We start from the raw sequence: 24446 nt of genomic DNA on the forward strand, positions 1-24446 counted from the left end.
TTCAGCACAGCCGTCATTCCGGCTGGCACATTGCTTGCATCTCGACTTGTACACAAGTTTGGATGCCTGATGATGGTGCATGAATACGACCCGCTGAACGCCGCCGCCTGGATCGCGAAATTCGCGACGCCCGTGGCCGGTGCCGAAACTGCCGACACCCCCGGCGTGACCCTGCCGCTCGCCGGGCTGCGCTTCGCGGTCAAGGACAACATCGACGTGGCCGGCGTGCCCACCACCGCCGCCTGCCCGGCCTTCGACCGCCGGCCCACTGCGCACGCGGCTGTGGTGCAGCGCCTGCTCGAAGCCGGTGCATCGCTGGCCGGCAAGACCAACCTCGACCAGTTCGCCTGCGGCCTGAACGGCACGCGCTCGCCATATGGCGAGGTGCCCAACGCCTTCGATGCGCGCTACGTCTCCGGTGGCTCCAGCTCCGGTTCGGCGTACGTGGTGGCTGCGGGCGAGGTCGACTTCGCCCTCGGCACCGACACTGCCGGCTCCGGCCGCGTGCCCGCCGGGCTCAACAACATCGTCGGCCTCAAGCCTTCCCGCGGGCTGCTCAGCGCCTTCGGAGTGGTGCCTGCGGCGCAGAGCGCGGACTGCGTTTCGATCTTCGCGCGCACCGTGGCGCTCGCCGTCGAGGTCATGCTCGCCGCCTCCGGCCACGACCCGCGCGACCCGTACTCGCGCGACATCGCGATGCTTCGCAAGCCGCTGCCCGCACGCTTCAACTTCGGCGTGCCCGACACGCTGAGCTTCTTCGGCGACACCGCCGCCGAAGCAGCCTTCCGCGATGCGCAGGCCAAGCTCGTGGCACTGGGCGGCACGGCCGTCACCATTCCCTACGCGCCGCTCGCCGAAGCCGCCGCGCTGCTCTATGAAAGCGCACTCGTCGCGGAACGCTACGCCGCCGTGCGCGAGTTCTTCGACGCGCACGCCGACGAGGTGATCGAGCCCGTGCGCAGCATCCTCGCGAGCGGAAAGAAATATGTCGCCGCCGACGTGTTCGACGCGCAGACCCGCCTTCGCGCCATTGCGCAACAGGTCGAGCCGATGTGGCGCGACATCGACGTGCTGCTGGTGCCCACCGCGCCCACGCACTACACGCGTGAAGCCATGCGCGCCGACCCGGTCGTGCTCAACCGCAACCTCGGCGCGTACACCAACTTCGTCAACCTGCTCGACTACGCCGCGCTCTCGGTGCCGAGCAGCCTGCGACCGGACGGCCTGCCGTTCGGCATCACGCTGATCGGCCCGAGCGGCAGCGATCTCGCACTGGCCGACCTCGGCCAGCGCTACCACCACGCGACCGGCCTTGCGCAGGGCGCGACCGGCCAGCCACTGCCCGCACCGCGCCCCGTGCCGGGCCTCATGGCACCGGCGGCGCAGACGCTCGCCATCGCCGTGGTCGGCGCGCACCTGTCGGGCATGCCGCTCAACGGCCAGCTCACCGAACGCGGCGCCACGCTGCTGCGCGCCACGACCACATCGGCTGCCTACCGCCTCTTCGCACTCCCCGGCACCACACCGCCCAAACCCGGCCTGCAACGAAGCGCGGAAGGCGGTGCCGCCATCGCTTTGGAGATCTGGGCCGTGCCCATCGCGCAGGTCGGCAGCTTCCTCGCGCTGATCCCGCCACCGCTCGGCCTTGGCAGCGTCGAGCTGGCCGACGGCAGCTGGGTCCACGGCTTCATCTGCGAAGGCCACGCACTGGCTGGCGCACAGGACGTGACCCACCACGGCGGCTGGCGCGCCTATGTCGCGAGCCGTGCCGCTGCCCTTGCCAATTGATCGACTGACCGACTGACCCAGGAGTCCCGATGAGCACCTTCGACAAATCTTCCGCCTCGCGCCGGCAGTTGCTGCAAGCCAGTGCAGCGGGCCTGGCCGTGCTGACCGCGCCCGCCATCGTGCGCGCACAGGCTGCGCCCAAGCTGCGCATCGGCTACTGGCCCGTGGCCGCCGGCCTGCCGTTCTTCGTGGCGGTGGACCGCGGGTACTTCAAGGAAGCGGGACTCGACGTGGAGCCGCTCAAGTTCGCCGCCGCGCAACAGATCATGGAAGGCATGCTCGCGGGCCGCTGCGACGGCAGCGCCAACGGCACCGGCTCGGCCAACCTCGCGATCGGCGAGATCGCGCAGCCGGGCCTCTTCAAGATCTTCTGCACCAACCCGAGCAACGCGAAGTTCGTGCTCGACGAGTTCATCGTCGCCAAGGACAGCCCCGTCAAGACCGTGGCCGAACTGGCCGGCAAGAAGGTCGCCTCGGGCCCCGGCATCCAGAACGTCACGCTGTGCAAGACCATGCTGGAGCGCGCCGGCGCCAAGGGCGCGGTGGTGAGCGAGCTGCCCATCGGCCAGCACGTGGCGGCGCTCGCCGCAGGCCAAGTCGATGCCTGCTACACGCTGGAGCCCACCGGCACCATCGGCCGCATGAACGGCACCACGCGGGTGATCGAGGCGGGCGTCGTCGCCAGGTACATCCTCGGCGACCCGATGGCGCCGTGGCATGGCGGGGCAGCGAGCCTCACCTCCGAGTTCATCAAGAAGAATCCCGAGGTCGCGAAGAAGTACATCGCGGCGTACGCCCGCGGCGTGGAACTGGTGCGCACCAAACCCGACGACGCACGCCAGCACATGAAGGGCTACACCGCCATCGAAGGCAAGCTCACGGCCGAAGTGCCGCTCGCCTCGTACATGCTCTACAACGAGTTCAAGCCAGGCGACGTTGCGTACTTCCAGAAGTTCTACGACCTGTTCACCGAGAAAGGCATCTTCGAGAAGAAGGTGCCGGTGGACGCACTTCTCTACAAGGCCTGACCATGGCCGACGCAAGCACGACCACGGCCGCGCCGTGGACCCCGCCGGCCAGCCTCAATGCTGCCGCGCCCAAACCGCCGCTGCGCGACCGGCTGCTGCCCTTCATCGGCCCCGTGATGCTGTTCATCGTGTGGGACCTGGTGGTGCGCCTGGGCTTCATCAAGCCCATCCTGCTGCCCTCGCCGGCCGACACCATCGCCGCGCTCATCACGGGGCTCGCGGGCGGGCCGCTGCTCACCGACTTCGCGATGACGGTGTGGCGCACGCTGCAGGCCTTCCTCATCGCGGCGGTGGTCGGCGTGCCGCTGGGCGTGCTGCTCGGCAGCAACGAGAAGGCCTACCGCAGCGTCGAGTTCCTGATCGACTTCTTCCGCTCCACGCCATCGTCCGCGCTCATTCCGCTGTTCCTTTTGATCTTCGGCGTGAGCGACGTCAACAAGATCGCCATCGCGGCGTTCGGCGCGCTGCTCATCGTGGTGTTCAACAGCGCCTACGGCGTCATCAATGCGCGGAAGCAACGCGTGATGGCGGCGAAGGTCATGGGCGCCTCGCGCTGGCAGGTCTTCAAGGACGTGCTGATCTGGGAGAGCCTGCAGCCCAGCTTCGTCGGCCTGCGCTCGGCGGTGTCGATGGCGCTGGTGATCGTCATCGTGGCCGAGATGTTCATCGGCTCCGACACCGGCCTCGGCCACCGGATCATCGATGCGCAGCAGGTGCTCAACGTCAAGAGCATGTACGCGGCAATCCTTGCCGCTGGTGCGCTCGGCTACGCCCTCAACATTCTTTTCCTCGTCGCCGAGCGCCGCATCGTGCATTGGAGCGGACGATGAAAGTCACGCAAGACATCGTCATCAACGGCCCGGTGTACGCCGACGTGCCCAAGCCGGTCTTCAAGCCCGGCCCGGCCGGCACGCACATCACCATTCGGGGCCTCACCAAGTACTTCGCGGGCTGGCCGCTGTACGAGAACTTCGACCTCGACATTCCCAAGCACAAGATCGTCTCGGTGTTCGGACCCAACGGCTGCGGCAAGTCCACGCTCATCAACATGATCGCGGGGCTGGTTCCCATCGACGCGGGCGAGATCCTGTTCGATGGCAAGCAGCGCAAGGACACCAAGATCGGCTACGTGTTCCAGAACTATCGCGAGGCGATGTTCCCGTGGATGCGCACCATCGACAACATCGCCTATCCGCTGAAGCTCGAAGGCCGCAGCAAGGCCGAGGTCGATCGCCGCATGGAAGAACTGGTCGCTTCGTTCGACGTCAAGTTCGACCTCAAGCGCTTTCCGTACGAACTCTCGGGCGGCCAGCAGCAGACCGCATCGATCATGCGGGCCCTCGCGCCCAACCCCGAGGTGCTGTTCCTCGATGAGCCCTTCTCCGCGCTCGATTTCGAGATGACGCTCTTCATCCGCGAGAAGCTGCAGGAGGTGTTCATGCAGACCGGCACCACGATGCTGCTGGTCTCGCACGACCTCGAAGAAGCCGTGTACCTCGCCGACGAAGTGCTGCTGCTGACCAAGCGGCCGACCAAGGTGGCCGAGATCCTGCGCTACGGCGATGCGCGCCCGCGCACCGTCGAGACGCTGAGCACCGAGAGCTTCGTCGCGACGAAGAAGCTCAGCCTCGACATCTTCCAGCGCGAGGTGCGCCGATGACATTGGAGATCAACCTTCCTGACGTGCACGCCGAAGTCAGCGCCGTGTTCGCGCGCTACGAAGAGGCGCTCGTGACCAACCAGCGCGCCGTGCTCGACGAGCTCTTCTGGAACAGCCCGCACACGCTGCGCTACGGCTTCTCCGAGAACCACTACGGCCACGCCGACATCCGCATCTTCCGCGCCTCGCTGCCGGTGCAGAGCCCGCCGCGCGAGCTGCTGCGCACGGTCATCACCACCTACGGCCGCGATTTCGCGACGGCGAATGTCGAGTTCCGCCGCGAAGGCAGCCGCGAGATCGGCCGCCAGAGCCAGACCTGGATCCGCACGGCCGAGGGCTGGCGCGTCGCCGCCGCCCACGTGAGCCTGCCGGCCTGAACGGACGGCACATTTTTTGCACTTCCTTCCCACTCCTCGAAAGAACGCCATGACAAGTCCAATCAATCGTCGCGATTCCCTCAAGTCCCTGGCCGCGCTCGGCGCCGCCGGCACCCTCGGGGGCTGGAGCGCCCTCGCCAGCGCGCAAGCCAAGCCGCTCACGGTCGGCGTGATCTACGTCGGCGCGCGCGACGACTACGGCTACAACCAGGCGCACGCCATGGCCGCCGCCGAAATCAAGAAGCTGCCCGGCATCAAGGTGGTCGAGGAAGAAAACGTGCCCGAGACCGCCGCCGTGCAGAAGACCATGGCCGGCATGATTTCGCAGGACGGCGCCAAACTCCTGTTCCCGACCTCGTTCGGCTACTTCGATCCGCACATCCTGGCCGTGGCGCCCAAGTACCCCGACGTGCGCTTCTCGCACTGCGGCGGCCTCTGGACCGAAGGCAAGCACCCCAAGAACGCGGGCAGCTTCTTCGGCTACATCGACGAGTGCCAGTTCCTGAACGGCGTGATCGCCGCGCACATGACCAAGAGCAACAAGATCGCCTTCGTCGCCGCCAAGCCGATTCCGCAGGTGCTGCGCAACATCAACGCCTTTACGCTCGGCGCGCGCTCGGTCAAGCCGAACATCACCTGCAGCGTGATCTTCACCGGCGACTGGTCGATGGCCGTGAAGGAGGCCGAGGCCACCAACAGCCTGGCCGACCAGGGCTGCGACGTGTTCACCATGCACGTCGACGGCCCCAAGGTGGTGGTCGAGACAGCAGCCAAGCGCGGCAAGATGGTCTGCGGCTACCACGCGAGCCAGGCCAAGCTCGCGCCCAATGCGTACCTCACCGGCGCCGAGTGGAACTGGCTCACCGCCTACAAGACCGCCATCGAGGCCGCGCAAGCCGGCAAGCCGCATCCCAACTTCCTGCGCGGCGGCCTGAAGGAGGGCTACGTGAAGATGTCCGCCTACGGCCCGATGGTGACGGACGCCGCGAAGAAGCAGGCCGACGACATCAAGGCCAAGATGATCGCGGGCACCTTCGACATCTTCAAGGACGGCATCAAGGACAACAAGGGCGCGGTCGTGGTGCCGGCCGGCAAGGTGTTGAAGCAGACGGACCTGGAACTCGAAAAGATGAACTACCTCGTCGAAGGCGTCGTCGGCCAGGTCTGAGTTCCGCGCCATGCGTCACGCGCTCAAGGAATTCGCCCTGCCGGTGTTCGCCATCGCGGCGGCGCTGCTGCTGTTCGGCGTGCTCGTCGCCTTCGCCGGTGTCGACCCGGTGGAGGTGTGGGCGACGCTCTTCAAGGGCGCGTTCGGCGACTGGTTCTCGTGGCAGAACACCTTGCAGCGCGCTGCACCGCTGATGCTCACCGCGCTGTGCGTGGCGCTGCCGGCGCGCGCGGGGTTGATCGTCATCGGCGGCGAAGGCGCGCTGGTGCTGGGCGGGCTGGCCTGTGCGGCGCTCGCGCATGCCGTGCCGCTGCCCGGCAATGTCGTGGGCACGGCGATCGTCTGCATCGCGGGCGCGCTCGCCGGTGCGCTGTGGATCGTGCTCGCGGGATGGTTGCGCCAGTACCGCGGCATCAACGAAACCATCAGCAGCCTGCTGCTGGCCTACATCGCCATCGGCATCTTCAAGCACCTGGTCGAAGGGCCGCTGCGCGATCCGGCCAGTCTTAACAAGCCATCGACCTATGCACTGAACGATGGGCTGCTGATCGGCGGCATCGGCGGATCGGATGTGCACTGGGGCCTGGCGATCGGCGTCGTGGCGTGCCTGGGGCTCGGCTGGTGGCTGCGCGCGACCGCGTCCGGCTTCTCGGTGCGCGTGGTCGGCGGCAATCCGCGCACCGCGCAGCTCGTGGGCCTGCCGGCCACGCGGCTCATTCTCGGCAGCTGCGCGCTGGGCGGCGCCTGCGCGGGTCTCGCGGGCGCGGTCGAGGTGGCGGCAGTGCACACCAACGCCAACGCCTCGCTGATCGCAGGCTATGGCTACGCGGGCATCCTCGTGTCGTTCATCGCGCGGCACAACCCGGTGGCCATCGTGCCGGTGGCAATTTTGTTCGGCGGCTTCGGTGCGGCGGGCAGCCTGCTGCAGCGGCGGCTCGGGTTGCCCGATGCGTCGGTGCTGGTGCTGCAGGGCATCGCGTTCGTGCTGATCCTTGCGAGCGAGGGCCTGCGCATGATCGACTGGAAGGCGCTGCGTGCGCGCCTGTTCCGCGCTTCGGGGAGCCCGGCATGACCGCCGATCAATGGATTGCACTGGTCGCAGGCATCGTCGGCGGTGCGCTACGCGTTGGGGCGCCATTTCTCTTCGTGAGCCTCGGCGAATGCCTCACCGAGAAATCGGGCCGCATCAACCTCGGGCTCGAAGGCGTGCTTGTGCTGTCGGCGATGGCGGCCTTCGGCGGCGCCTACCTCACCGATTCGGCTTGGCTCGGCGTGCTGATCGGCGCGATGGCCGGGGCCGTGCTCGCGTTGTTGCACGGCCTTCTGTGTTCGCTTGATCGCGTGAACGACGTGGCAACGGGCATCGCATTGATGCTGCTCGGCACAGGCCTCGCGTTCTATCTCGGCAAACCGCTGATCCAGCCGCAGGCGCCGCAGATCCCCGCGATACCGCTGGGCTTCTGGAGCGACAACACGGTGGTGCGTTCGGCGCTGCAGCTCAATGCGCTGGTGCCCATCGGCATCGCGCTCGCGGTGCTGCTCTGGTGGGGCTTCGCCCGCACGCGCGCCGGCCTGCTGGTGCGCATGGCCGGCGACTCGGCGCAGGCCACGCGCGCGCTCGGCTACTCGGTCTCGGGCCTGCGCATCGCGGCGACCACGGCGGGCGGCTTCATCGCAGGGCTCGGCGGCGCATCGCTCACGCTGTTCTATCCGGGCAGCTGGAACGAAGGCATCTCCAGCGGCCAGGGCCTGATCGCCGTGGCGCTCGTGATCTTCGCGCGCTGGAGCCCGCTGCGCTGCGTGGGCGCGGCCTTTCTCTTCGGCGGTGCGGGCGCCATCGGGCCCGCGCTGCAGTCCATCGGCATCGGCTGGGGCTACCACCTCTTCAACACCGTGCCCTATGTGCTCACGCTGGTGATCCTGGTGCTCACCTGCAAGCCGGGCAGCACGGCCATCGGCAGCCCCGGCGAACTGTCATCGACAAGGAACTGAACACCATGAGCGGTCTGGGTGGCCTCAACAAATCGGCGCACGGCGTCGTCGTCGGGCTGGTGCAACTGCAGTTGCCGAACGTGAAGACGCCGGCCGACCTTGCCGCGCAGACGCAGCGCATCTGCGACATGGTGGGAAAGGCGCGCCGCAACCAGCCGACGATGGACCTCGTGGTGTTTCCCGAATACGCGCTGCACGGCCTCTCGATGGACACCAACCCCGAGATCATGTGCACGCTCGACGGCCCCGAAGTGGCGGCCTTCAAGCGCGCGTGCATCGAGCACCGCATCTGGGGCTGCTTCTCGATCATGGAAGCCAACCCCGGCGGCAACCCCTACAACAGCGGCCTCGTCATCGACGACCAGGGCGAGATCAAGCTCTACTACCGCAAGCTGCACCCGTGGGTGCCGGTCGAACCGTGGGAGCCCGGCAACCTCGGCATTCCGGTGTGCGACGGACCCAACGGCAGCAAGCTCGCACTGATCATCTGCCACGACGGCATGTTCCCCGAGATGGCGCGCGAGGCCGCATACAAGGGCGCCGACATCATCCTGCGCACAGCGGGCTATACCGCGCCGATCCGCCATGCGTGGAAGATCACCAACCAGGCCAACGCCTTCTGCAACCTCGCCTACACAGCGAGCGTGTGCCTGTGCGGCAGCGACGGCAGCTTCGACTCGATGGGCGAGGGCATGTTCTGCAACTTCGACGGCACGGTGCTGGTCGAGGGCGGCGGCCGCGTGGACGAGATCATCACCGCCGAACTGCGGCCCGACCTTGTGCGCGAGGCGCGCACCGGCTGGGGCGTGGAAAACAACATCTACCAGCTCTACCACCGCGGCTACGTCGCGGTGAAGGGCGGCGCGCAGGACTGCCCCTACACATACATGCACGACATGGCTGCCGGCACCTACAGGCTGCCGTGGAGCGCCGACGTGAAGGTGACCGACGGCACCTCCTGCGGCTTCGCGCCGCCGGAACGCAACTACCAAGGATGAGCATCGACATGACCACAGCAGCAGCAACCACCGCCGAACGCCATGTGGCCGCCGAGCCCTACGCCTGGCCCTACAACGGGGACCTGCGCCCCGAGAACACCGCGCTGATCGTGATCGACATGCAGACCGACTTCTGCGGCAAGGGCGGCTACGTCGACGTGATGGGCTATGACCTCTCGCTGGTGCAGGCGCCGATCCAGCCGATCGCGCGCACGCTCGCGGCGCTGCGGCCGCTGGGCTTTCACATCATCCACACGCGCGAAGGCCATCGGCCCGACCTCGCGGACCTGCCCGCCAACAAGCGCTGGCGCTCGCGGCAGATCGGCGCCAACGGCGTGGGCATCGGCGACGACGGCCCGTGCGGCCGCATCCTCGTGCGCGGCGAGCCGGGCTGGGAACTCATTCCCGAACTCGCGCCGCTCCCCGGCGAAGTGGTGATCGACAAGCCCGGCAAGGGCTCCTTCTATGCCACCGACCTGGAGCTGATCTTGCGGACCCGCGGCATAGAGAACCTGATCCTCGCGGGCATCACGACCGACGTGTGCGTGCACACCACGATGCGCGATGCGAACGACCGCGGCTTCGAGTGCCTGCTGCTGTCGGATTGCACGGCGGCGACGGACCACGGCAACCATCTCGCCGCGCTCAAGATGATCACGATGCAGGGCGGCGTGTTTGGTGCGCACACCACCTCGCAGCAACTGCTGGCCGCGCTGGGCTGATGCACGCATGAGCACCACTGCGCCTCACGCCATCGGCGCACTGCCCGCAGGCAGCGGCGCGCTCGCGCTCGACACCTACGAGCTGACCAAGCGCTTCGGCGCCTTCACCGCAATGGACCGCGTGACCATGCGCGTCGAGCCCGGCACGGTGCATGCGCTGCTCGGCGAGAACGGCGCGGGCAAGAGCACGCTGGTGAAGTGCGTGGCCGGCTTCCAGCGCGCGGAGGAGGGCAGCATCCTGATCGACGGGCGCGAGCAGGACATCGCCAACCCGATCGTCGCGCGTGCACTGGGCATCGGCATGGTCTACCAGCACTTCACGCTGGCACCGGGCATGACGGTGGCCGAGAACCTGTTGCTGGCCGGCGGCAAGACGCCCGCGCTGATCGATTGGAAAACCAAGCGCGCGGAGTTGAAGGCGTTTCTCGCGACCACGCCCTTCAGCCTCGACCTCGATGTGCGACCCTCGGAGCTCGCGGCGGGCGAGAAGCAGAAGCTCGAACTGTTGAAGCAGCTGTACCTGAAGCCGCGCCTCCTGATCCTCGACGAGCCCACTTCGGTGCTCACGCCGCAGGAGGCCGACGAGGTGCTGGGCCATGTGCGCGAGTTCGCGCGCAGCGGGCTGTGCACCGTGCTCATCATCACGCACAAGTTTCGCGAAGTCATGGCGTATGCGGACAGCGTGACGGTGCTGCGCAGAGGCAAGGCGGTGCATCACTGCCGCGTGGCCGACACGAGCCCGGCGCAATTGGCGCAGGCCATGATGGGCGGCGAAGATGCGGCGGTTGCCGCGCCGGCTTCAGCGCCGGTCGCGAGGAAGCCCCTGGCTGACGCAGCGCCCATCGCGTTGAAGGTCGAAGGCCTCAAGGCGCAAGGCGACCGCGGCACGCTCGCGCTGCATGACCTGAGCCTGTCGGTGCGCGCGGGAGAAATCCTCGGCGTGGCGGGCGTCTCCGGCAACGGACAACGCGAACTGGTCGAAGCCCTGGTCGGGCAGCGCCCGCGGCTGGCCGGCCGCGTGAGCGTGATGGGCCATCCGTACAACGCGCGCCGCGCCGAGAACCGCAGCCTCAAGGTCCGCAGCCTTCCCGAGGAGCCGCTGCGCAACGCCTGCGTGGGCGACCTCAGCGTGGCGGAGAACATGGCGCTGCGCGATTTCGACAGGCCACCGTTGTCGCGCGGCGGCGTGCTGAACTTTCCGTACTGGCGCAGCCGCGCACGCGAATGGATCGCCGAGTACGGCGTCAAGACGCAGGGCGAGGGCGCGCCGATCCGCAGTCTTTCGGGCGGCAACGTGCAGCGCGCGGTGCTCGCGCGCGAACTGGCCGGCGACATCAACGTGCTGATCGCGGCGAACCCGGTGTTCGGCCTCGACTTCGCCGCCGTCGCGGAGATCCACGCGCGCATCGTGCAGGTGCGCGAGAAGGGCGGGGCGGTGCTGCTGATCAGCGAAGACCTCGACGAACTGCTCGAGCTGGCCGACCGCATCGTGGTGATGAGCGAAGGGCAGATCGTGTTCGAGACTTCTGCCGCGGGTGCGGAGCGCCACGTCATCGGCGCGCACATGGGCGGCGGACACCACTGACCGGAGCCAGCATGCGCATAGAACAAGCCAACCCCTTCGCCTACGAATTCGAGATCCGGAACACGGCGCTGGTCCTCATCGACATGCAGCGGGACTTCATCGAGCCCGGCGGCTTCGGCGAAACGCTGGGTAACGACGTGTCGCTGCTCGAAGCGATCGTTCCCGCGACGCAAGCCACACTGGCGGCATGGCGCAAGGCCGGCGGCCTGGTGGTCCACACGCGCGAGGCGCACAAGCCGGACCTCTCCGACTGCCCGCCCGCCAAGCGCAACCGCGGCAACCCGAGCCTGCGCATCGGCGACGAAGGCCCGATGGGCCGCATCCTCGTGGCCGGTGAACCCGGCAACCAGATCATCGATGCGCTCGCGCCGGTCGAGGGCGAGATCGTCATCGACAAGCCCGGCAAGGGCATGTTTTTCGCGACCGGCCTGCACGAGCTGCTGCAGCAGCTCGGCATCACGCACCTGCTGTTCGGCGGCGTCACCACCGAGGTCTGCGTGCAGACCAGCATGCGCGAAGCCAACGACCGCGGCTACGACGGCCTGCTGCTCGAAGATTGCACCGAGAGCTACTTCCCGGCCTTCAAGGCGGCGACGCTCGACATGATCCGCGCGCAGGGCGCCATCGTCGGCTGGACCGCGCCGAGCGCGGCGTTGCTCGCCGCGCTGAGCCACGCGACCTGAAGCCGGTGGCAGCGACTACCATCCCCCACGTGTCTACCGTCCGACCCCGCCCAGCTCCCTCCGCGCCCGCGCCCGCCGCCGATACGGCCGTTTTTCGTACACGCGCCGACGAGGTCTACGCGCAGCTCAAGCGCGACGTGGCCGAGTTCATCCTCGTGCCCGGCGACCGCTTCACCGAGAACGAGATCAGCGACCGGCTCGGCGTGTCGCGCACGCCGGTGCGGCAGGCGCTGTTCCGGTTGCAGCAAGAAGGTTTCGTCGAGGTGCTGTTCCGCAGCGGCTGGCGCGTGCTGCCCTTCGACTTCGACCAGTTCGAGCAGCTCTACGACCTTCGCATGGTGCTGGAGACCACCGCGGTGCACCGCATCTGCGAGGCCGATCACCGCGTCGACCGCAGCCTGCTCGACACGCTGGCCGGCATCTGGCTCGTGCCCGTGGCCGAGCGCAGCACCGACACGGCGCAGGTCGCGCAGTGGGACGAAGCCTTTCACTGCTCGCTGGTCGCGGCCGCCGGCAACGCCGAGATGGCGCGCGTGCACAGCGACGTGACCGACCGCATCCGCATCATCCGCCGGCTCGATTTCACGCAGCAGCCGCGCATCGAAGCCACTTACGACGAGCACGCGAAGATCCTGAAAGCGATCCGCGCGAACCGGGGCGATCAGGCCGCGATGCTGCTGCGCGCGCACATCGAGACCAGCCAGGCGGAGGTGCGAAAGATCACGTTGCACCAGGTGCATCTGGCGCGGCATGCGGGCAAGGCAACGCCGCGTTGAAGGAACTCAGTCCGCGGTGATGTTCCCGCGCTTCACCACCCCCGCCCACCGGTCCGCATCCTTCTTCACCAGCGCGCCGAACTCCGCCGGCGTCGAGCTCGCCGGCACCATCCCCTGCGACTCGAACGACTTCGCCACCTCGGGTTGCTTCAACACCGCCGCGATCTCCTTGTTGAGCCGCGCCACCACATCGGGCGGCGTGCCCTTGGGCGCGAGCACGCCGTACCACATGTCCACGTTGTCGGCGGTCACGCCGGCCTCGGCGAGCGTGGGCACGTCGGGCAATTGCGGCAGCCGCTTGCTGCTGCCGGTGGCAATGGCCTTGAGCTTGCCGGCCTGGATGTGCTGCAGCGCCACGTGCACCGGCAGGAACATGTAGTCGATGCGCCCGCCGAGCAAGTCGGTTACCGCGCCGGCCGTACCCTTGTACGGCACGTGCAGCAGGTCGGTGCCGGTGCCCTGCATCAGGAGCGCCATCGAAAGGTGATGCGGCGTGCCCACGCCCGGCGTGGCGTACGTCAGCTTGGCCGGCTCCGCCTTGGCCGCGCTCACCATCTGCGCGACCGACGTCGCCTTCTGCACGTTCGGGTTGGTCACCAGCAGCAGCGTGCCCCACGAAGTGAGCGACACCGGCGCGAAGTCGGCCACCGGGTCGTAGCCGAGCGACTTGTAGAGGCTGCGGTTCATCACCAGCGTGTTGACCTGCACCAGGAGCGTGTAGCCATCGGGCTTGGCGCGCGCGACTTTTTCGCTGCCGATGTTGCCGCTCGCGCCGGCGAGGTTCTCCACGATCACCGGCTGGCCCAGCAGCGCGGGCAGGCGCGCGGAGAGTTGGCGCGCGACGAGGTCGATGCCGGTGCCCGGCGTGTAGGGCACGACGAGTGTGATCGGCTGGTCGGGCCAGGCGTGGGCCGCGGCGGCGCTTGCCGCAACGAGCAGGGTGGTCAGGGTCTTGGCAATGAATCGCATGGTGTCGTGTCTCCGTCTTGTTCTGTGAGGGAAGTGCAGGCGCTCAGAGGTAGGAGGCGCGCGCCTTCAACGCGACCGGGTCGTAGCCGGCCACGCGCTTGTAGTTGTCCGAAATGGCCTGCAGCTCGGCGTGGCTCACCACGTCCTCGATCTGCCCGAAGCGCTTGCCGCCCGAGCGCTCGAACACTTCGCGCAGGATCGCGTCGGGCGGGTTGCTGCGGTTGGTCAACACCACGTTGGTGGTGGCCTTCACGCGCGCGCGGTCGTAGTCCTCCAGCGCCGCGGTGCCGACGCCCAGGTCCTTGAGCGCGCCCGCAAGAAAACGCGCATCGATGATCGCCTGTCCCGCGCCGTTGGAGCCGCGCGGCACCATCGGGTGTGCGGCGTCGCCCAGGAGCGTGAGGCGGCCGTGCGTCCAGCGCGGCAGCGGGTCCTGGTCAACCATCGGGTACTCCAGGATGGTGTCCGATGCGCGGATCAGCGCGGGCACGTCGAGCCAGTCGAAGTGCCAGTCGGCGAACGCCGGGAGAAAGTCCTCGAGCCGGCCGGCGCGGCTCCAGTCGCGCATGGCGGATTGCGGCGCATGGATCTCGGCGACCCAGTTCACGAGTTGGTGGCCTTCGGCGTCGATGTCGTTGCGGATCGGGTAGATCACCATCTTGCCGACCGCGAGCCACCCCGCGCGCACCATGCTCGCGCCCGAGAGAAAAGGCTTCCATCGCGCGGTGCCGCGCCACATGTTCACGCCCGAATAGCGCGGCGCGCCTTCGTTGGGATAGAGCTGCTTGCGCAAGGCCGAGTGAATGCCGTCGCAACCGATGGCTACGGCACCGCGTACAGCAGGTGCGTCAGCGAAATGCACGGTGACGCCGCCCGCATCCTGCGTCACGCCGGTGCAGCGGTGGTTGCAGACCACGCTGTCGGGGCCGAGGCGCTTGAGCGTTTCTTCGAGCAGCACCGTCTGCAGGTCACCGCGATGGATCGAGAACTGCGGCCAGTCGTAGCCCGCATGTTCGCCCGCGGCCTCCTGGAAGATCAGCTGGCCGTGTTCGGTGAAGAAGATCGACTCTTTCGTGCGCACCCCCACCTTGTCCAGTTGCGGCAGCAGGCCGAGCTCGGTCAACTCGCGCACCGCGTGGGGCAGCAGGTTCACGCCCACGCCCAGCGGCTTGAGCTCGGGCACGGCCTCGTACACGCGGCATGCAATGCCGGCCTGGTGCAGGCTCAGCGCGAGGGTGAGGCCGCCGATGCCGGCGCCCAGGATGATCACTTGCTTGTCGTTCATGGCTCTAGAAAGTCTTCCGTTTGTCTCGGGTCGTATTGGGAACGGAAGTCAGCCATTTGTGAAATTTAGATGTGCTATGGATTTATCATGAATCCTTATGAACCTCTCGACCCGCCAGATGCGCGCCTTCCTGCAGGTGGCGCGCCTAGGCAACTTCACGCGCGCGGCCGAGCAGGCGCACATCACGCAGGCCGGACTGAGCATCCTCATCCGCGAGATGGAAAAGCAGTTGGGCTGCCGGCTCTTCGACCGCACCACGCGCGTGGTGACGCTCACGCCGTCGGGCCGCCGGCTGCTGCCGGTGGTGGAGCGCCTCGTCACCGACCTGGACGACGTGGCCGCGCAGCTCGGCGCCGAGGGCGATGAGGCGCGGCAGACCCTGCGCATCGCGGCGACGCCGCTGGTGTCCTCGCACCTGCTGCCGCAAGTCTTCAACACCTTCCGCGAGGCGCATCCGCAGGTGAGCCTGCGCCTCTTCGATGCCGACCTGCGCGATGTGGAAGCGATGGTCACAGCCGGCGATGCGGACATGGGCCTCGGCTTCTTCTTCAAGGCGGCGGCGGGCCTGGAGCGCACGCCGGTCGGGCGCTTTCACTTGATGCGCGTGGCGTCATCCGCAGACGAAGACGATGAAGCGCCGGCCATCGGCACCGCGCCGTGGTCCGTGCTGCGCAGCGCCGAACTCATCGGCTTGCCATCTGGCAACCCGATCCAGAAGGTGATCGACCAGCACCTGATGGCCACCATCGGCCGCGCCGATGCGCAGCGGCCCACCTTCAACTTCTTCGGCACGCTGATCTCGATGGTCGAGGCCGGCTTCGGCACCGCGGTGATGCCGACCTTCGCGCTCGCGGCCTGCCGCCGCCACCGGGTGCGCACCGACGTGCTGGTCAAGCCGAAGGTGGGGCTGGACTTCTATCGCATCGCCAAGCGCGGCACGCACGAGACCGAGGCGATGCAGGCCTTCGTCGCGACGCTGGAGAAGGCGCTGCCCGCGCTCTCGCGCTGAACGCTCAGCTCAGAGCGTGAAGTCGTAGTCCACCGTGATCGGCGCGTGGTCGCTGAACTTGATGGTCTTGAAGATCTGTTCGGTGCGCGCGAGCGCCGCGGTCTTCGGCGTGGCCAGGTGGTAGTCGAGCCGCCACCCCACGTTGCTCGCATAGGCCTGGCCGCGGTTGCTCCACCAGGTGTAGGCCTCGTCGGTGGTCTCGGGCTTGAGCATGCGGTAGACGTCCACCAGGCCCGCGCCTTCGGCGCCGGCGTCCAGCAGCTTCGTCATCCAGGCGCGTTCCTCGGGCAGGAAGCCGCTGTTCTTCTGGTTGCTGCGCCAGTTCTTCAAATCGATCTGTTGGTGCGCGATGTTGATGTCGCCGCACAGCACGAACTCGCGCTCCTTCTTGAGCGCCACCAGGTGCGGGAAGAAGCCCTTGAGAAAACGGAACTTGGCCAGTTGCCGCTCCTCGCCCGAACTGCCGCTCGGGAAGTAGCAGCTGATGACCGAAAACTTGCGCTTGGGCGTATCGAAGCGCAGTTCGAGGTAGCGGCCTTCGGCGTCGAACTCGGCATCGCCCCAGCCCACGATGACCTGGCTCGGTGCGTGCTTGGTGTAGATCGCGGTGCCGGCGTAGCCTTTCTTCTCGGCGAAGTGGAAGTGGCCCTTGAGGCCTGCCATCTCCTCGAAGCGGCCTTCGATGTCGCTCGCCTGGACTCGGATCTCCTGCATGCAAATACAATCCGGCGCAAGTTCGGCCACCCAATCGGCGACGCCCTTGGTGGCCGCCGAACGCAGGCCATTGAGATTGAGACTGGTCAGTTTGAACAAAGGAATTCCCGATGGCTGTAGATGGTGAGAAAAGCAGCGCGGTGGCGCAGGACTTCGTCCAGTTCGCGCGCGATGCCGGCGTGCTTCGCTTCGGCGAGTTCAAGACCAAGGCCGGCCGGATGAGCCCCTACTTCTTCAATTCGGGGCTCTTCGACGACGGCGCCAAGATCGCACGGCTCGCGGGATTCTATGCAGACCGGCTGATCGAGAGCGGCCTCGAATTCGACATGATCTTCGGCCCCGCCTACAAGGGCATCCCGCTGGGCGCCACAGTGGCCGCCGAGCTGGCCCGGCGCTGCCGCAACTACCCCTTTGCCTACAACCGCAAGGAAGCCAAGGCGCACGGCGAGGGCGGCAACCTGGTGGGCGCGCCGCTCCAGGGCCGCGTGCTGATCGTCGATGACGTGATGTCCGCCGGCACCGCGGTGCGCGAATCGATCGCCGCGATCCAGGCCGCCGGCGCCACGCCGCATGCCGTGGCCATCGCGCTCGACCGGCAGGAAAAAGCCACCGAGAACGGCGTCGATGTGGACCACAGCGCCGTGCAGTACGTGCGCAACCAGCTCGGCCTTTCGGTGATCGCCATCGCCACGCTGGACGACCTGCTGAGCTACCTCTCGGGCGATGCCGCCGCCGACCTGGGCGCGCACCGCGAGCGCGTGCTGGCCTACCGCACGCGCTACGGCGCCCACTGAGGAACCAACAGCGATGCGCACACGCGATCACGGCAAGCCCCACCGCCTGCTGGCGGCGGCATCGTTTTTCCTGGCGGCCTTTGCTTCCGTCGGCGTTGCGCGTGCACAGGGCAAGGACGTGCCCGCCGGCAGCATCTACACCTGCACCGATGCGCAGGGCCGCACGCTCACGGCGGACCGTCCGATTCCTGCCTGCAACGACCGCGAGCAGCGCGAGCTGAGCCCGAGCGGCCTCACGCGCCGCAAGATCGAACCCACATACTCGGCGCGCGAAATGGCCGAGCGTGAAGACCGCGCCCGCGAAGCCGCGGTGCAGGCCGCCAAGGCAACCGACGAGCGCCGCCGCGAGCGCGCGCTGCTGGTGCGCTACCCGAGCCCCGCCTCGCACGACCGCGAACGCAAGGAGGCGCTGTCGCAGGTCGATGCGGTGATCCAGGCGGCGCAGAAGCGCATTGCCGAACTGGGCGAAGACCGCAAGAAGATCGACGAGGAGCTCGAGTTCTACAAGAAGGACACGAGCAAGGCGCCGGGCGCGATGCGCCGTAAGCTCGAAGACAACACGCAGAGCATGGCGGTGCAGCACCGCTTCATCGCCGAGCAGGAAGAAGAGAAGAAGCGGGTGAATGCGCGCTTCGATGAAGAGCGCGCGCGGTTGAAGCCGCTGTGGGGACCCGCTCCGAGCGCAGCCGCAGCAGCAGCGGCATCACGCTGAACCTGCCGGGGCCGCGATGGCCCCGGGACTCGTTGATCGATCTCAGCCCAGCTTGGCTTTCAGCAGCTCGGTGACCTGCGCCGGGTTGGCTTTGCCGCCGCTGGCCTTCATCACCTGACCCACGAGGCCGTTCAGCGCCTTCTCCTTGCCGCCACGGTATTCCTCGACGTTCTTCGCGTTCTTGGCGATGACTTCATCGAGGATCGCGTCGAGTGCGCCGGTGTCGGCCATCGGCTTCAGGTCCTTGGCTTCGATGATCGCGTCCACGTCACTGCCTTCGCCGGTCCAGAGGGCGTCGAACACCTGGCGCGCCGCATTGTTCGGCAGCGCGCCGTCGGCGATGCGTTTGACCAGCTGGCCGAGCTGCTGCGCGCTGACCGGTGCCGCTTCGATGCCGATCTCTTTTGCGTTCAGGCGACGCGCCATCTCGCCGGTGATCCAGTTGCTCGCGAGCTTCGGCGTCGCGCCGGCCTTCACCGCTTCGTCGAAGTAGTGCGCGAGCGCAAGGCTCTGCGTGAGCTGCGCCGCGTCGTATTCCGACAGGCCATGGTCGCGCACATAGCGCTCGGCCATCGCACGCGGCAGCTCGGGCATTTCGCCGCGCACGCGTTCGATCCAGTCGGCCGCAATCACCAGCGGCGGCAGGTCGGGGTCGGGGAAGTAGCGGTAGTCGGCCGAATCTTCCTTGGCGCGCATCGCACGCGTCTCGCCGGTGTCGGGGTTGAACAGCACCGTGGCCTGCTCGACCTTGCGGCCGTCCTCGATCTCCTCGATCTGCCAGCGGATCTCGTAGTCGATCGCCTGCTGCATGAACTTGAAGCTGTTCAGGTTCTTGATCTCGCGCCGCGTGCCCAGCTTGTCGCCGGGCTTGCGCACCGACACGTTGGCGTCGCAGCGGAAGCTGCCTTCCTGCATGTTGCCGTCGCAGATGCCGATCCACGTCACGATCTTGTGCAGCTCCTTCGCATAAGCCACGGCTTCGGCGGTGGAGCGCATGTCGGGCTCGGTCACGATTTCCAGCAGCGGCGTGCCGGCGCGGTTCAGGTCGATGCCGCTCTGGCCGATGAAGTCCTCGTGCAGCGACTTGCCCGCGTCTTCTTCCAGGTGGGCGCGCACGAGGCGCACGGTCTTCTTCTCTTCGCCGAGGAAGAAAGACACCGAGCCGCCCTGCACGACCGGAATCTCGAACTGGCTGATCTGGTAGCCCTTGGGCAGGTCGGGGTAGAAGTAGTTCTTGCGCGCGAACACGCTGCGCGGCGCGACATGCGAGCCGAGCGCAAGGCCCAGCTTGATGGCGCGTTCGACCGCGCCCTTGTTCATCACCGGCAGCGTGCCGGGAAGCGCCAGGTCCACCGCGCAGGCCTGCGTGTTCGGCTCGGCACCGAAGGCCGTGGAGGCGCGGCTGAAGATCTTGCTCGCGGTCGAGAGTTGCGCGTGCGTCTCGAAGCCGATGATGACTTCATAGCCGCGCACGAGCGGGCCGGTCGGGCGGCCTTGTTGCTGTGCTTCGAAGGTGTTCACGGTCTCGCTCATTTCAGAAGCCCTTCGGCGTGCGCGTGTGCCAGTCGGTGGCTTGCTGGAAGCGGTGCGCTGCGTTCAGCAGCTTGGCTTCGCCGAAGTAGTTGCCGATCAGCTGCAGGCCCACGGGCATGCCGCCGTCGAAGCCCGCGGGCACGCTCATGCCGGGCAGACCAGCGAGTGAGGCGGGCAGCGTGAAGATGTCGGCGAGGTAGTCGGCCACGGGGTCGTCACCGTGCTCGCCGATCTTCCACGCGGTGGTCGGCGCGGCGGGGCCGGCGATCACGTCGCATTGCTTCAACGCCTGCTGGAAGTCGTCGGCGATCATGCGGCGCACCTTCTGCGCCTGCAGGTAGTACGCGTCGTAGTAGCCGTGCGAGAGCACGTAGGTGCCGATCATGATGCGGCGCTTCACTTCGTCACCGAAGCCTTCGGCGCGCGTCTTCTCGTACATGTCGGACAGGTCCTTGTACTGCTTCGCGCGATGGCCGAACTTCACTCCGTCGAAGCGGCTCAGGTTGCTCGACGCTTCGGCCGCGGCCAGGATGTAGTACACGGGAATCGACAGCTCGGTGCGTGGCAGCGACACCTCGACGCGCTTGGCGCCGAGCTTCTCGTACTGCGCGAGCGCAGCGTCGATGGCGGCGCGCACGCCGGGTGCCACGCCTTCGCCGAAGAACTCCTTCGGCACGCCGATGCGAAGGCCCTCGAGCGAGTCGTTCAATGCGCGGCCGAAGTCTTCGGCGGGCTTGTCGATGGAGGTCGAATCGCGGTCGAGATCGGGGCCACAGAAAGCCGACAGCAACAGCGCGCAGTCTTCGGCCGAGCGGGCCATCGGGCCGGCCTGGTCGAGACTTGATGCGAAGGCCACCATGCCGTAGCGCGAGGCGCGGCCATAGGTCGGCTTGATGCCGGTCACACCGCAGAACGATGCGGGCTGGCGGATCGAGCCGCCGGTGTCGGTGCCGGTGGCTGCGGGCGCAAGGCGTGCCGCCACGGCCGCCGCGCTGGCGCCCGAGGAGCCGCCCGGAATGCGGTCGCGGTTCCACGGGTTCTGCACCGGCACGGCCTTGTCGTGGCCCACTGCGGGCACGGCGACGTTTTCGTTGGCCGAGCCCATCGCGAATTCGTCGCAGCTCAGCTTGCCGAGCGTGACCGCGCCGGCTTCGGCCAGGCGGCGCACCACGGTCGCGTCGAAGGGCGAGCGGTAGCCCGCGAGCATCCTCGAGCCGGCGGTGGTGGCGAAATCGGTGGTGACGAAGATGTCCTTGTGCGCGATCGGCACGCCGGCCAGCGCCGGAGCATTGCCAGCGGCGAGGAGCGCATCGGCCTTGCGGGCCTGGGCCAGCGTGACTTCCTCATTGACGTCGACAAAGGTGCCGAGCGATTCGTGGGCCTTCATGCGGCCGAGAAAAGCCTGCGAGGCTTCGACGGCCGAGACCTTGCGCTCGGCCAGGGCCCTGGCCAGGGCGACCACGCCCATCTGGTGCAGTTGCTGTTCGCCGCTCATTATTCGATCACCTTGGGCACGAGGAAAAGGCCGGCTTCGACGGCGGGGGCGCTCTTCTGGTTGGCTTCGCGGTTGTCGGGTTCGCTCACCACGTCGTCGCGCAGGCGCAGGGTGATGTCTTCGATGGCGGCCACCGGATGGGCCAGGGGCTCGATGCCGGCGGTATCGACCGAACGCATACGTTCGACTAAATCGAAAAAGCCGTTGATCTGGCTGAGCATGCGCTCGCTTTCGTCGGAGGCAAGCTGCAGCCGCGCCAGGGAGGCGATGCGTGCGATATCTGAAGCGTCAAGGGACATGGGTCGGACCGGTCAAAAACCGAAGGTAATCGCACGCCTAAGGGGGTGCTAACACGGGAATCAGAGGGGATTCGGGTATTATCCCGCCTTTGCCGCAACCCCCGCGAACGCGCCGGCTTTTGCGCCAAAAACGATCAATTCACCCCGTCAAACGACCCAAAAATAGAGCGACGACCTGCCGATGCGCAGGCCGTGCTCAGAGGATTCCGCACATGTTTGGAGCTTTCCGTCGGTACTTTTCCACCGACCTTGCGATCGACCTCGGCACCGCCAACACCCTGATATTCGCCCGCAACAAGGGCATCGTGCTGGACGAGCCCTCGGTCGTCGCCATCCGCCACGAAGGCGGCCCCCACGGCAAGAAGGTGATCCAGGCTGTCGGCCGCGAAGCCAAGGCCATGCTGGGCAAGGTGCCCGGCAACATCGAGGCGATCCGCCCGATGAAGGACGGCGTGATCGCCGACTTCGTGATCACCGAGCAGATGATCAAGCAGTTCATCAAGATGGTGCACCCGCGCACGCTGCTCACGCCGAGCCCGCGCATCATCATCTGCGTGCCCTGCGGCTCGACCCAGGTCGAGCGCCGCGCCATCAAGGACGCGGCCGAAGCGGCAGGCGCCACGTCGGTCTACCTCATCGAAGAACCCATGGCCGCGGCCATCGGCGCAGGCCTTCCCGTCAGCGAAGCCTCGGGCTCGATGGTGGTGGACATCGGCGGCGGCACCACCGAAGTGGGCGTGATCTCGCTGGGCGGCATGGTCTACAAGGGCTCGGTCCGCGTGGGCGGCGACCGCTTCGACGAAGCCATCATCAATTACATCCGCCGCAACTACGGCATGCTGATCGGCGAGCCGACGGCCGAAGTCATCAAGAAGACCATCGGCTCGGCCTTCCCGGGCTCCGAAGTCAAGGAAATGGAAGTCAAGGGCCGCAACCTTTCCGAAGGCGTGCCGCGCAGCTTCACCATCAGCAGCAACGAAGTGCTGGAAGCCCTGACCGATCCGCTCAACAACATCGTCTCGGCCGTGAAGAACGCGCTGGAGCAGACGCCGCCCGAACTGGGCGCCGACATCGCTGATCGCGGCATGATGCTCACCGGCGGCGGCGCCCTGCTGCGCGACCTCGACCGCCTGCTGGCCGAGGAAACGGGCCTGCCGGTGCTCGTGGCCGAAGACCCGCTGACCTGCGTGGTGCGCGGCTGCGGCATCGCCCTGGAGCGCATGGACCGTCTGGGCAGCATCTTCACGAGCGAGTAAAAGGCGAAAGCCATCATCGGCCGGCCTCTGCTTGCATAGGCCGGCTTTTTGTTATTTGATTCCGCACCACCGCCGGGTCTGAATTCATGCCTCTGGGCACGCTCGATCGCACAGCGCCACCCCTGTTCAACCAGGGACAGTCGGCACTCAGCAAGCTGATCTTCTTCGGCGCGCTCTCCCTGTTCCTCATGGTGGCCGATGCACGCTTTCATATCGTGCAGCCGATCCGCGCGACGCTCGGCGCGGTGCTCTACCCGGTGCAATGGGTGGCGCTCAAGCCGGTGCAGCTCATGATGGGCGGCGGGCGCTACCTCGAAGACCTGCAGACCGCCCAGCGCAACGAGGCCGATGCCCGCAAGGCGCTGATGATGCAGGCCCAGCGCGCGAGCCAGGCCGACACGCTGGCGCAGGACAACGCGCGCCTGCGCGAGCTGCTCGAGCTGCGCCAGACCACCACCACGCCGGGCCGCGCGGCCGAGGTGCTCTACGACGCGGCCGACCCCTACACCCGCAAGATCGTCATCGACCAGGGCCTCGCCCACGGCGTGGCCGCCGGCTCGCCGGTGATCGACGCGCACGGCGTGCTCGGCCAGGTCACGCAGGTGCTGCCCCTCACGAGCGAAGTCACGCTGGTGATCGACCGCGACCTCGCGATTCCCGTGCAGAACACCCGCACGGGCGTGCGCAGTGTGGCCTTCGGCGACGCCTCGGCGCACGGCGGCGGCCTGGAACTGCGCTTCATGGCCGCCAACGCCGACCTGCAGGAGGGCGACCTGCTCTCCACCAGCGGCGTCGACGGCATCTACCCATCCGGTCTGCCGGTCGCGAAGATCGAGCGCATCGAGCGCCGCGCCGACTCGGCCTTTGCCCGCATCTACTGCGTGCCGCTCGCCAGCGTGACCGCCGCGCGCTACGTGCTGGTGCTCGAGCCGACCGGTGCCCCGACCGCGCCGCCACCCGCCGCGCCCGCGACCACGCAGCGCAAGCGCGCCGAGGGCAAGCCCGGCGCCGGCAAGAACGAGAAAAAACCTGCAGGGGGAGGCGGCCGATGATCAAGCGTCCCGGCCAGCAGCAGCTCCTGCTGCCCGTCAGCCCGCTCTTCATGTGGACCAGCCTCATCGTGGCGCTCCTGGTCAACATGATCCCCATCGGCCGTGCCGCCTGGATGCCCGACCTGCTGGCGCTGGTCATCGTGTTCTGGGGCGTCCACCAGCCCTCGCGCGTGGGCATCGGCGCGGCTTTCGTGTTCGGCCTCTGCATGGACGTGCACCAGGCCTCCATGCTCGGCCAGCATGCGCTGTCCTACACGACGCTGGGCTTCTTCGCGATCATGATCCACCGGCGGCTGCTCTGGTATCCGGTGCTGTCGCAGGCGCTGCAGGTGCTGCCGCTCTTTGCGCTGTCGCAGCTCATCGAGGTCATCACGCGGATGATCGGCGGCGGCGTGTTCCCGGGGTGGTCGGTGCTGATCTCGCCCGGTGTCGAGGCTCTGTTGTGGCCCCTGGCGAGCGCGCTGTTGCTGGCCCCCCAACGCCGCACCCCGGAACCGGACGAGAACCGCCCCCTCTAAGCCCTGCCCGCGGCATTTGCCATTGCCCCAGCG

25 protein-coding genes are annotated in these 24446 nt (G+C 67.5%); 19 read left to right on the forward strand and 6 right to left on the reverse strand.

The features are described 5' to 3' along the window. The first annotated feature begins 69 nt into the window (after positions 1 to 69). Genes atzF through QFZ83_RS30140 form a run of 13 tightly spaced genes read left to right on the forward strand, consistent with a single transcriptional unit; the run spans position 70 to position 12777 of the window. Positions 70 to 1788: an allophanate hydrolase gene (gene atzF, locus QFZ83_RS30080; protein ID WP_307512031.1), complete on the forward strand. Its 1719-nt coding sequence runs from the start codon at positions 70 to 72 to the stop codon at positions 1786 to 1788. A 29-nt stretch (positions 1789 to 1817) separates the two neighbouring features. Further along, a complete protein-coding gene (locus QFZ83_RS30085) occupies positions 1818 to 2816 on the forward strand; it encodes an ABC transporter substrate-binding protein (protein ID WP_307512033.1) in 999 nt (332 codons plus the stop codon). 2 nt (positions 2817 to 2818) lie between these two features. Beyond that, a complete protein-coding gene (locus QFZ83_RS30090) occupies positions 2819 to 3646 on the forward strand; it encodes an ABC transporter permease (protein ID WP_307512035.1) in 828 nt (275 codons plus the stop codon). After that, positions 3643 to 4476 carry an ABC transporter ATP-binding protein gene (locus tag QFZ83_RS30095; protein WP_013538742.1) on the forward strand — a complete coding sequence of 278 codons (834 nt, stop codon included), beginning with the start codon at positions 3643 to 3645 and terminating at the stop codon, positions 4474 to 4476. The genes QFZ83_RS30090 and QFZ83_RS30095 overlap by 4 nt, the downstream gene beginning before the upstream one ends. Continuing rightward, the gene (hpxZ, locus tag QFZ83_RS30100) at positions 4473 to 4853 is read left to right on the forward strand and encodes an oxalurate catabolism protein HpxZ (protein WP_307512037.1); all 381 of its coding nucleotides are present in this window, start codon (positions 4473 to 4475) and stop codon (positions 4851 to 4853) included. Before QFZ83_RS30095 ends, hpxZ begins: the two co-directional genes overlap by 4 nt. A gap of 49 nt (positions 4854 to 4902) precedes the next feature. Further along, positions 4903 to 6021 (forward strand): BMP family ABC transporter substrate-binding protein, encoded by a 1119-nt coding sequence (locus QFZ83_RS30105; protein ID WP_307512039.1) that lies wholly within the window; start codon positions 4903 to 4905, stop codon positions 6019 to 6021. Positions 6022 to 6031: 10 nt separating this feature from the next. Beyond that, the gene (locus QFZ83_RS30110; RefSeq protein WP_306880989.1) at positions 6032 to 7093 is read left to right on the forward strand and encodes an ABC transporter permease; all 1062 of its coding nucleotides are present in this window, start codon (positions 6032 to 6034) and stop codon (positions 7091 to 7093) included. Next, the gene (locus QFZ83_RS30115) at positions 7090 to 8013 is read left to right on the forward strand and encodes an ABC transporter permease (protein WP_307512040.1); all 924 of its coding nucleotides are present in this window, start codon (positions 7090 to 7092) and stop codon (positions 8011 to 8013) included. The genes QFZ83_RS30110 and QFZ83_RS30115 overlap by 4 nt, the downstream gene beginning before the upstream one ends. Before the next feature lie 5 nt (positions 8014 to 8018). Next, positions 8019 to 9011: a formamidase gene (locus QFZ83_RS30120; RefSeq protein ID WP_307512041.1), complete on the forward strand. Its 993-nt coding sequence runs from the start codon at positions 8019 to 8021 to the stop codon at positions 9009 to 9011. Between the two features lie 8 nt (positions 9012 to 9019). Beyond that, entirely contained in the window at positions 9020 to 9733 is a 714-nt protein-coding gene (locus QFZ83_RS30125) for a cysteine hydrolase family protein (protein ID WP_013538748.1), read from the forward strand. A 7-nt stretch (positions 9734 to 9740) separates the two neighbouring features. After that, a complete protein-coding gene (locus QFZ83_RS30130) occupies positions 9741 to 11318 on the forward strand; it encodes an ABC transporter ATP-binding protein (protein ID WP_307512043.1) in 1578 nt (525 codons plus the stop codon). Positions 11319 to 11329: 11 nt separating this feature from the next. Next, entirely contained in the window at positions 11330 to 12001 is a 672-nt protein-coding gene (locus QFZ83_RS30135; RefSeq protein WP_307512045.1) for a cysteine hydrolase family protein, read from the forward strand. Between the two features lie 29 nt (positions 12002 to 12030). Next, positions 12031 to 12777: a GntR family transcriptional regulator gene (locus QFZ83_RS30140; protein ID WP_307512047.1), complete on the forward strand. Its 747-nt coding sequence runs from the start codon at positions 12031 to 12033 to the stop codon at positions 12775 to 12777. 6 nt (positions 12778 to 12783) lie between these two features. Here QFZ83_RS30140 and QFZ83_RS30145 read toward each other — a convergent pair whose 3' ends face one another. Both QFZ83_RS30145 and QFZ83_RS30150 read right to left on the reverse strand, forming a co-directional pair. Then, complete coding sequence (locus QFZ83_RS30145; RefSeq protein WP_307512049.1) at positions 12784 to 13746, reverse strand: tripartite tricarboxylate transporter substrate binding protein; 963 nt, start codon at positions 13744 to 13746, stop codon at positions 12784 to 12786. 43 nt (positions 13747 to 13789) lie between these two features. Further along, on the reverse strand, positions 13790 to 15031 hold the full coding sequence (locus QFZ83_RS30150; protein WP_307512051.1) for a flavin-dependent oxidoreductase: 1242 nt from the start codon (positions 15029 to 15031) through the stop codon (positions 13790 to 13792). A 97-nt stretch (positions 15032 to 15128) separates the two neighbouring features. Here QFZ83_RS30150 and QFZ83_RS30155 point away from each other — a divergent pair, with 97 nt between their 5' ends. After that, positions 15129 to 16040: a LysR family transcriptional regulator gene (locus QFZ83_RS30155; RefSeq protein ID WP_306880997.1), complete on the forward strand. Its 912-nt coding sequence runs from the start codon at positions 15129 to 15131 to the stop codon at positions 16038 to 16040. A gap of 9 nt (positions 16041 to 16049) precedes the next feature. On the opposite strand, the gene QFZ83_RS30160 is transcribed toward QFZ83_RS30155, so the two are convergent. Next, the gene (locus QFZ83_RS30160; RefSeq protein WP_306880998.1) at positions 16050 to 16853 is read right to left on the reverse strand and encodes an exodeoxyribonuclease III; all 804 of its coding nucleotides are present in this window, start codon (positions 16851 to 16853) and stop codon (positions 16050 to 16052) included. 11 nt (positions 16854 to 16864) lie between these two features. On the opposite strand from QFZ83_RS30160, the gene pyrE reads away from it, so the two are divergent. Both pyrE and QFZ83_RS30170 read left to right on the forward strand, forming a co-directional pair. Then, positions 16865 to 17548, forward strand: coding sequence for an orotate phosphoribosyltransferase (gene pyrE, locus QFZ83_RS30165; protein WP_307512053.1), 684 nt, complete (start codon positions 16865 to 16867; stop codon positions 17546 to 17548). 13 nt (positions 17549 to 17561) lie between these two features. Then, complete coding sequence (locus QFZ83_RS30170) at positions 17562 to 18260, forward strand: DUF4124 domain-containing protein (RefSeq protein WP_307512055.1); 699 nt, start codon at positions 17562 to 17564, stop codon at positions 18258 to 18260. 42 nt (positions 18261 to 18302) lie between these two features. On the opposite strand, the gene gatB is transcribed toward QFZ83_RS30170, so the two are convergent. From gatB to gatC, 3 genes are read right to left on the reverse strand one after another with little or no spacing between them, the layout of a single operon-like run. Further along, a complete protein-coding gene (gene gatB / locus QFZ83_RS30175; protein ID WP_307512057.1) occupies positions 18303 to 19793 on the reverse strand; it encodes an Asp-tRNA(Asn)/Glu-tRNA(Gln) amidotransferase subunit GatB in 1491 nt (496 codons plus the stop codon). Between the two features lies 1 nt (position 19794). Beyond that, positions 19795 to 21288, reverse strand: a complete 1494-nt coding sequence (gatA, locus tag QFZ83_RS30180; RefSeq protein ID WP_307512060.1) for an Asp-tRNA(Asn)/Glu-tRNA(Gln) amidotransferase subunit GatA — start codon at positions 21286 to 21288, stop codon at positions 19795 to 19797. Further along, positions 21288 to 21587, reverse strand: coding sequence for an Asp-tRNA(Asn)/Glu-tRNA(Gln) amidotransferase subunit GatC (gatC, locus tag QFZ83_RS30185; protein ID WP_013538760.1), 300 nt, complete (start codon positions 21585 to 21587; stop codon positions 21288 to 21290). Before gatC ends, gatA begins: the two co-directional genes overlap by 1 nt. Positions 21588 to 21799: 212 nt before the next feature. Here gatC and QFZ83_RS30190 point away from each other — a divergent pair, with 212 nt between their 5' ends. From QFZ83_RS30190 to mreD, 3 genes are all read left to right on the forward strand, one after another. Next, positions 21800 to 22843 (forward strand): rod shape-determining protein, encoded by a 1044-nt coding sequence (locus QFZ83_RS30190; RefSeq protein ID WP_013538761.1) that lies wholly within the window; start codon positions 21800 to 21802, stop codon positions 22841 to 22843. Positions 22844 to 22929: 86 nt separating this feature from the next. Next, the gene (gene mreC / locus QFZ83_RS30195; RefSeq protein ID WP_307512061.1) at positions 22930 to 23895 is read left to right on the forward strand and encodes a rod shape-determining protein MreC; all 966 of its coding nucleotides are present in this window, start codon (positions 22930 to 22932) and stop codon (positions 23893 to 23895) included. After that, positions 23892 to 24413, forward strand: coding sequence for a rod shape-determining protein MreD (gene mreD / locus QFZ83_RS30200; protein ID WP_307512062.1), 522 nt, complete (start codon positions 23892 to 23894; stop codon positions 24411 to 24413). The genes mreC and mreD overlap by 4 nt, the downstream gene beginning before the upstream one ends. The last annotated feature ends 33 nt before the right edge of the window (positions 24414 to 24446 follow it).

The sequence above is a fragment of the Variovorax sp. W1I1 genome, assembly GCF_030815625.1.
In the GTDB taxonomy this organism is placed as follows: domain Bacteria; phylum Pseudomonadota; class Gammaproteobacteria; order Burkholderiales; family Burkholderiaceae_C; genus Variovorax; species Variovorax paradoxus_C.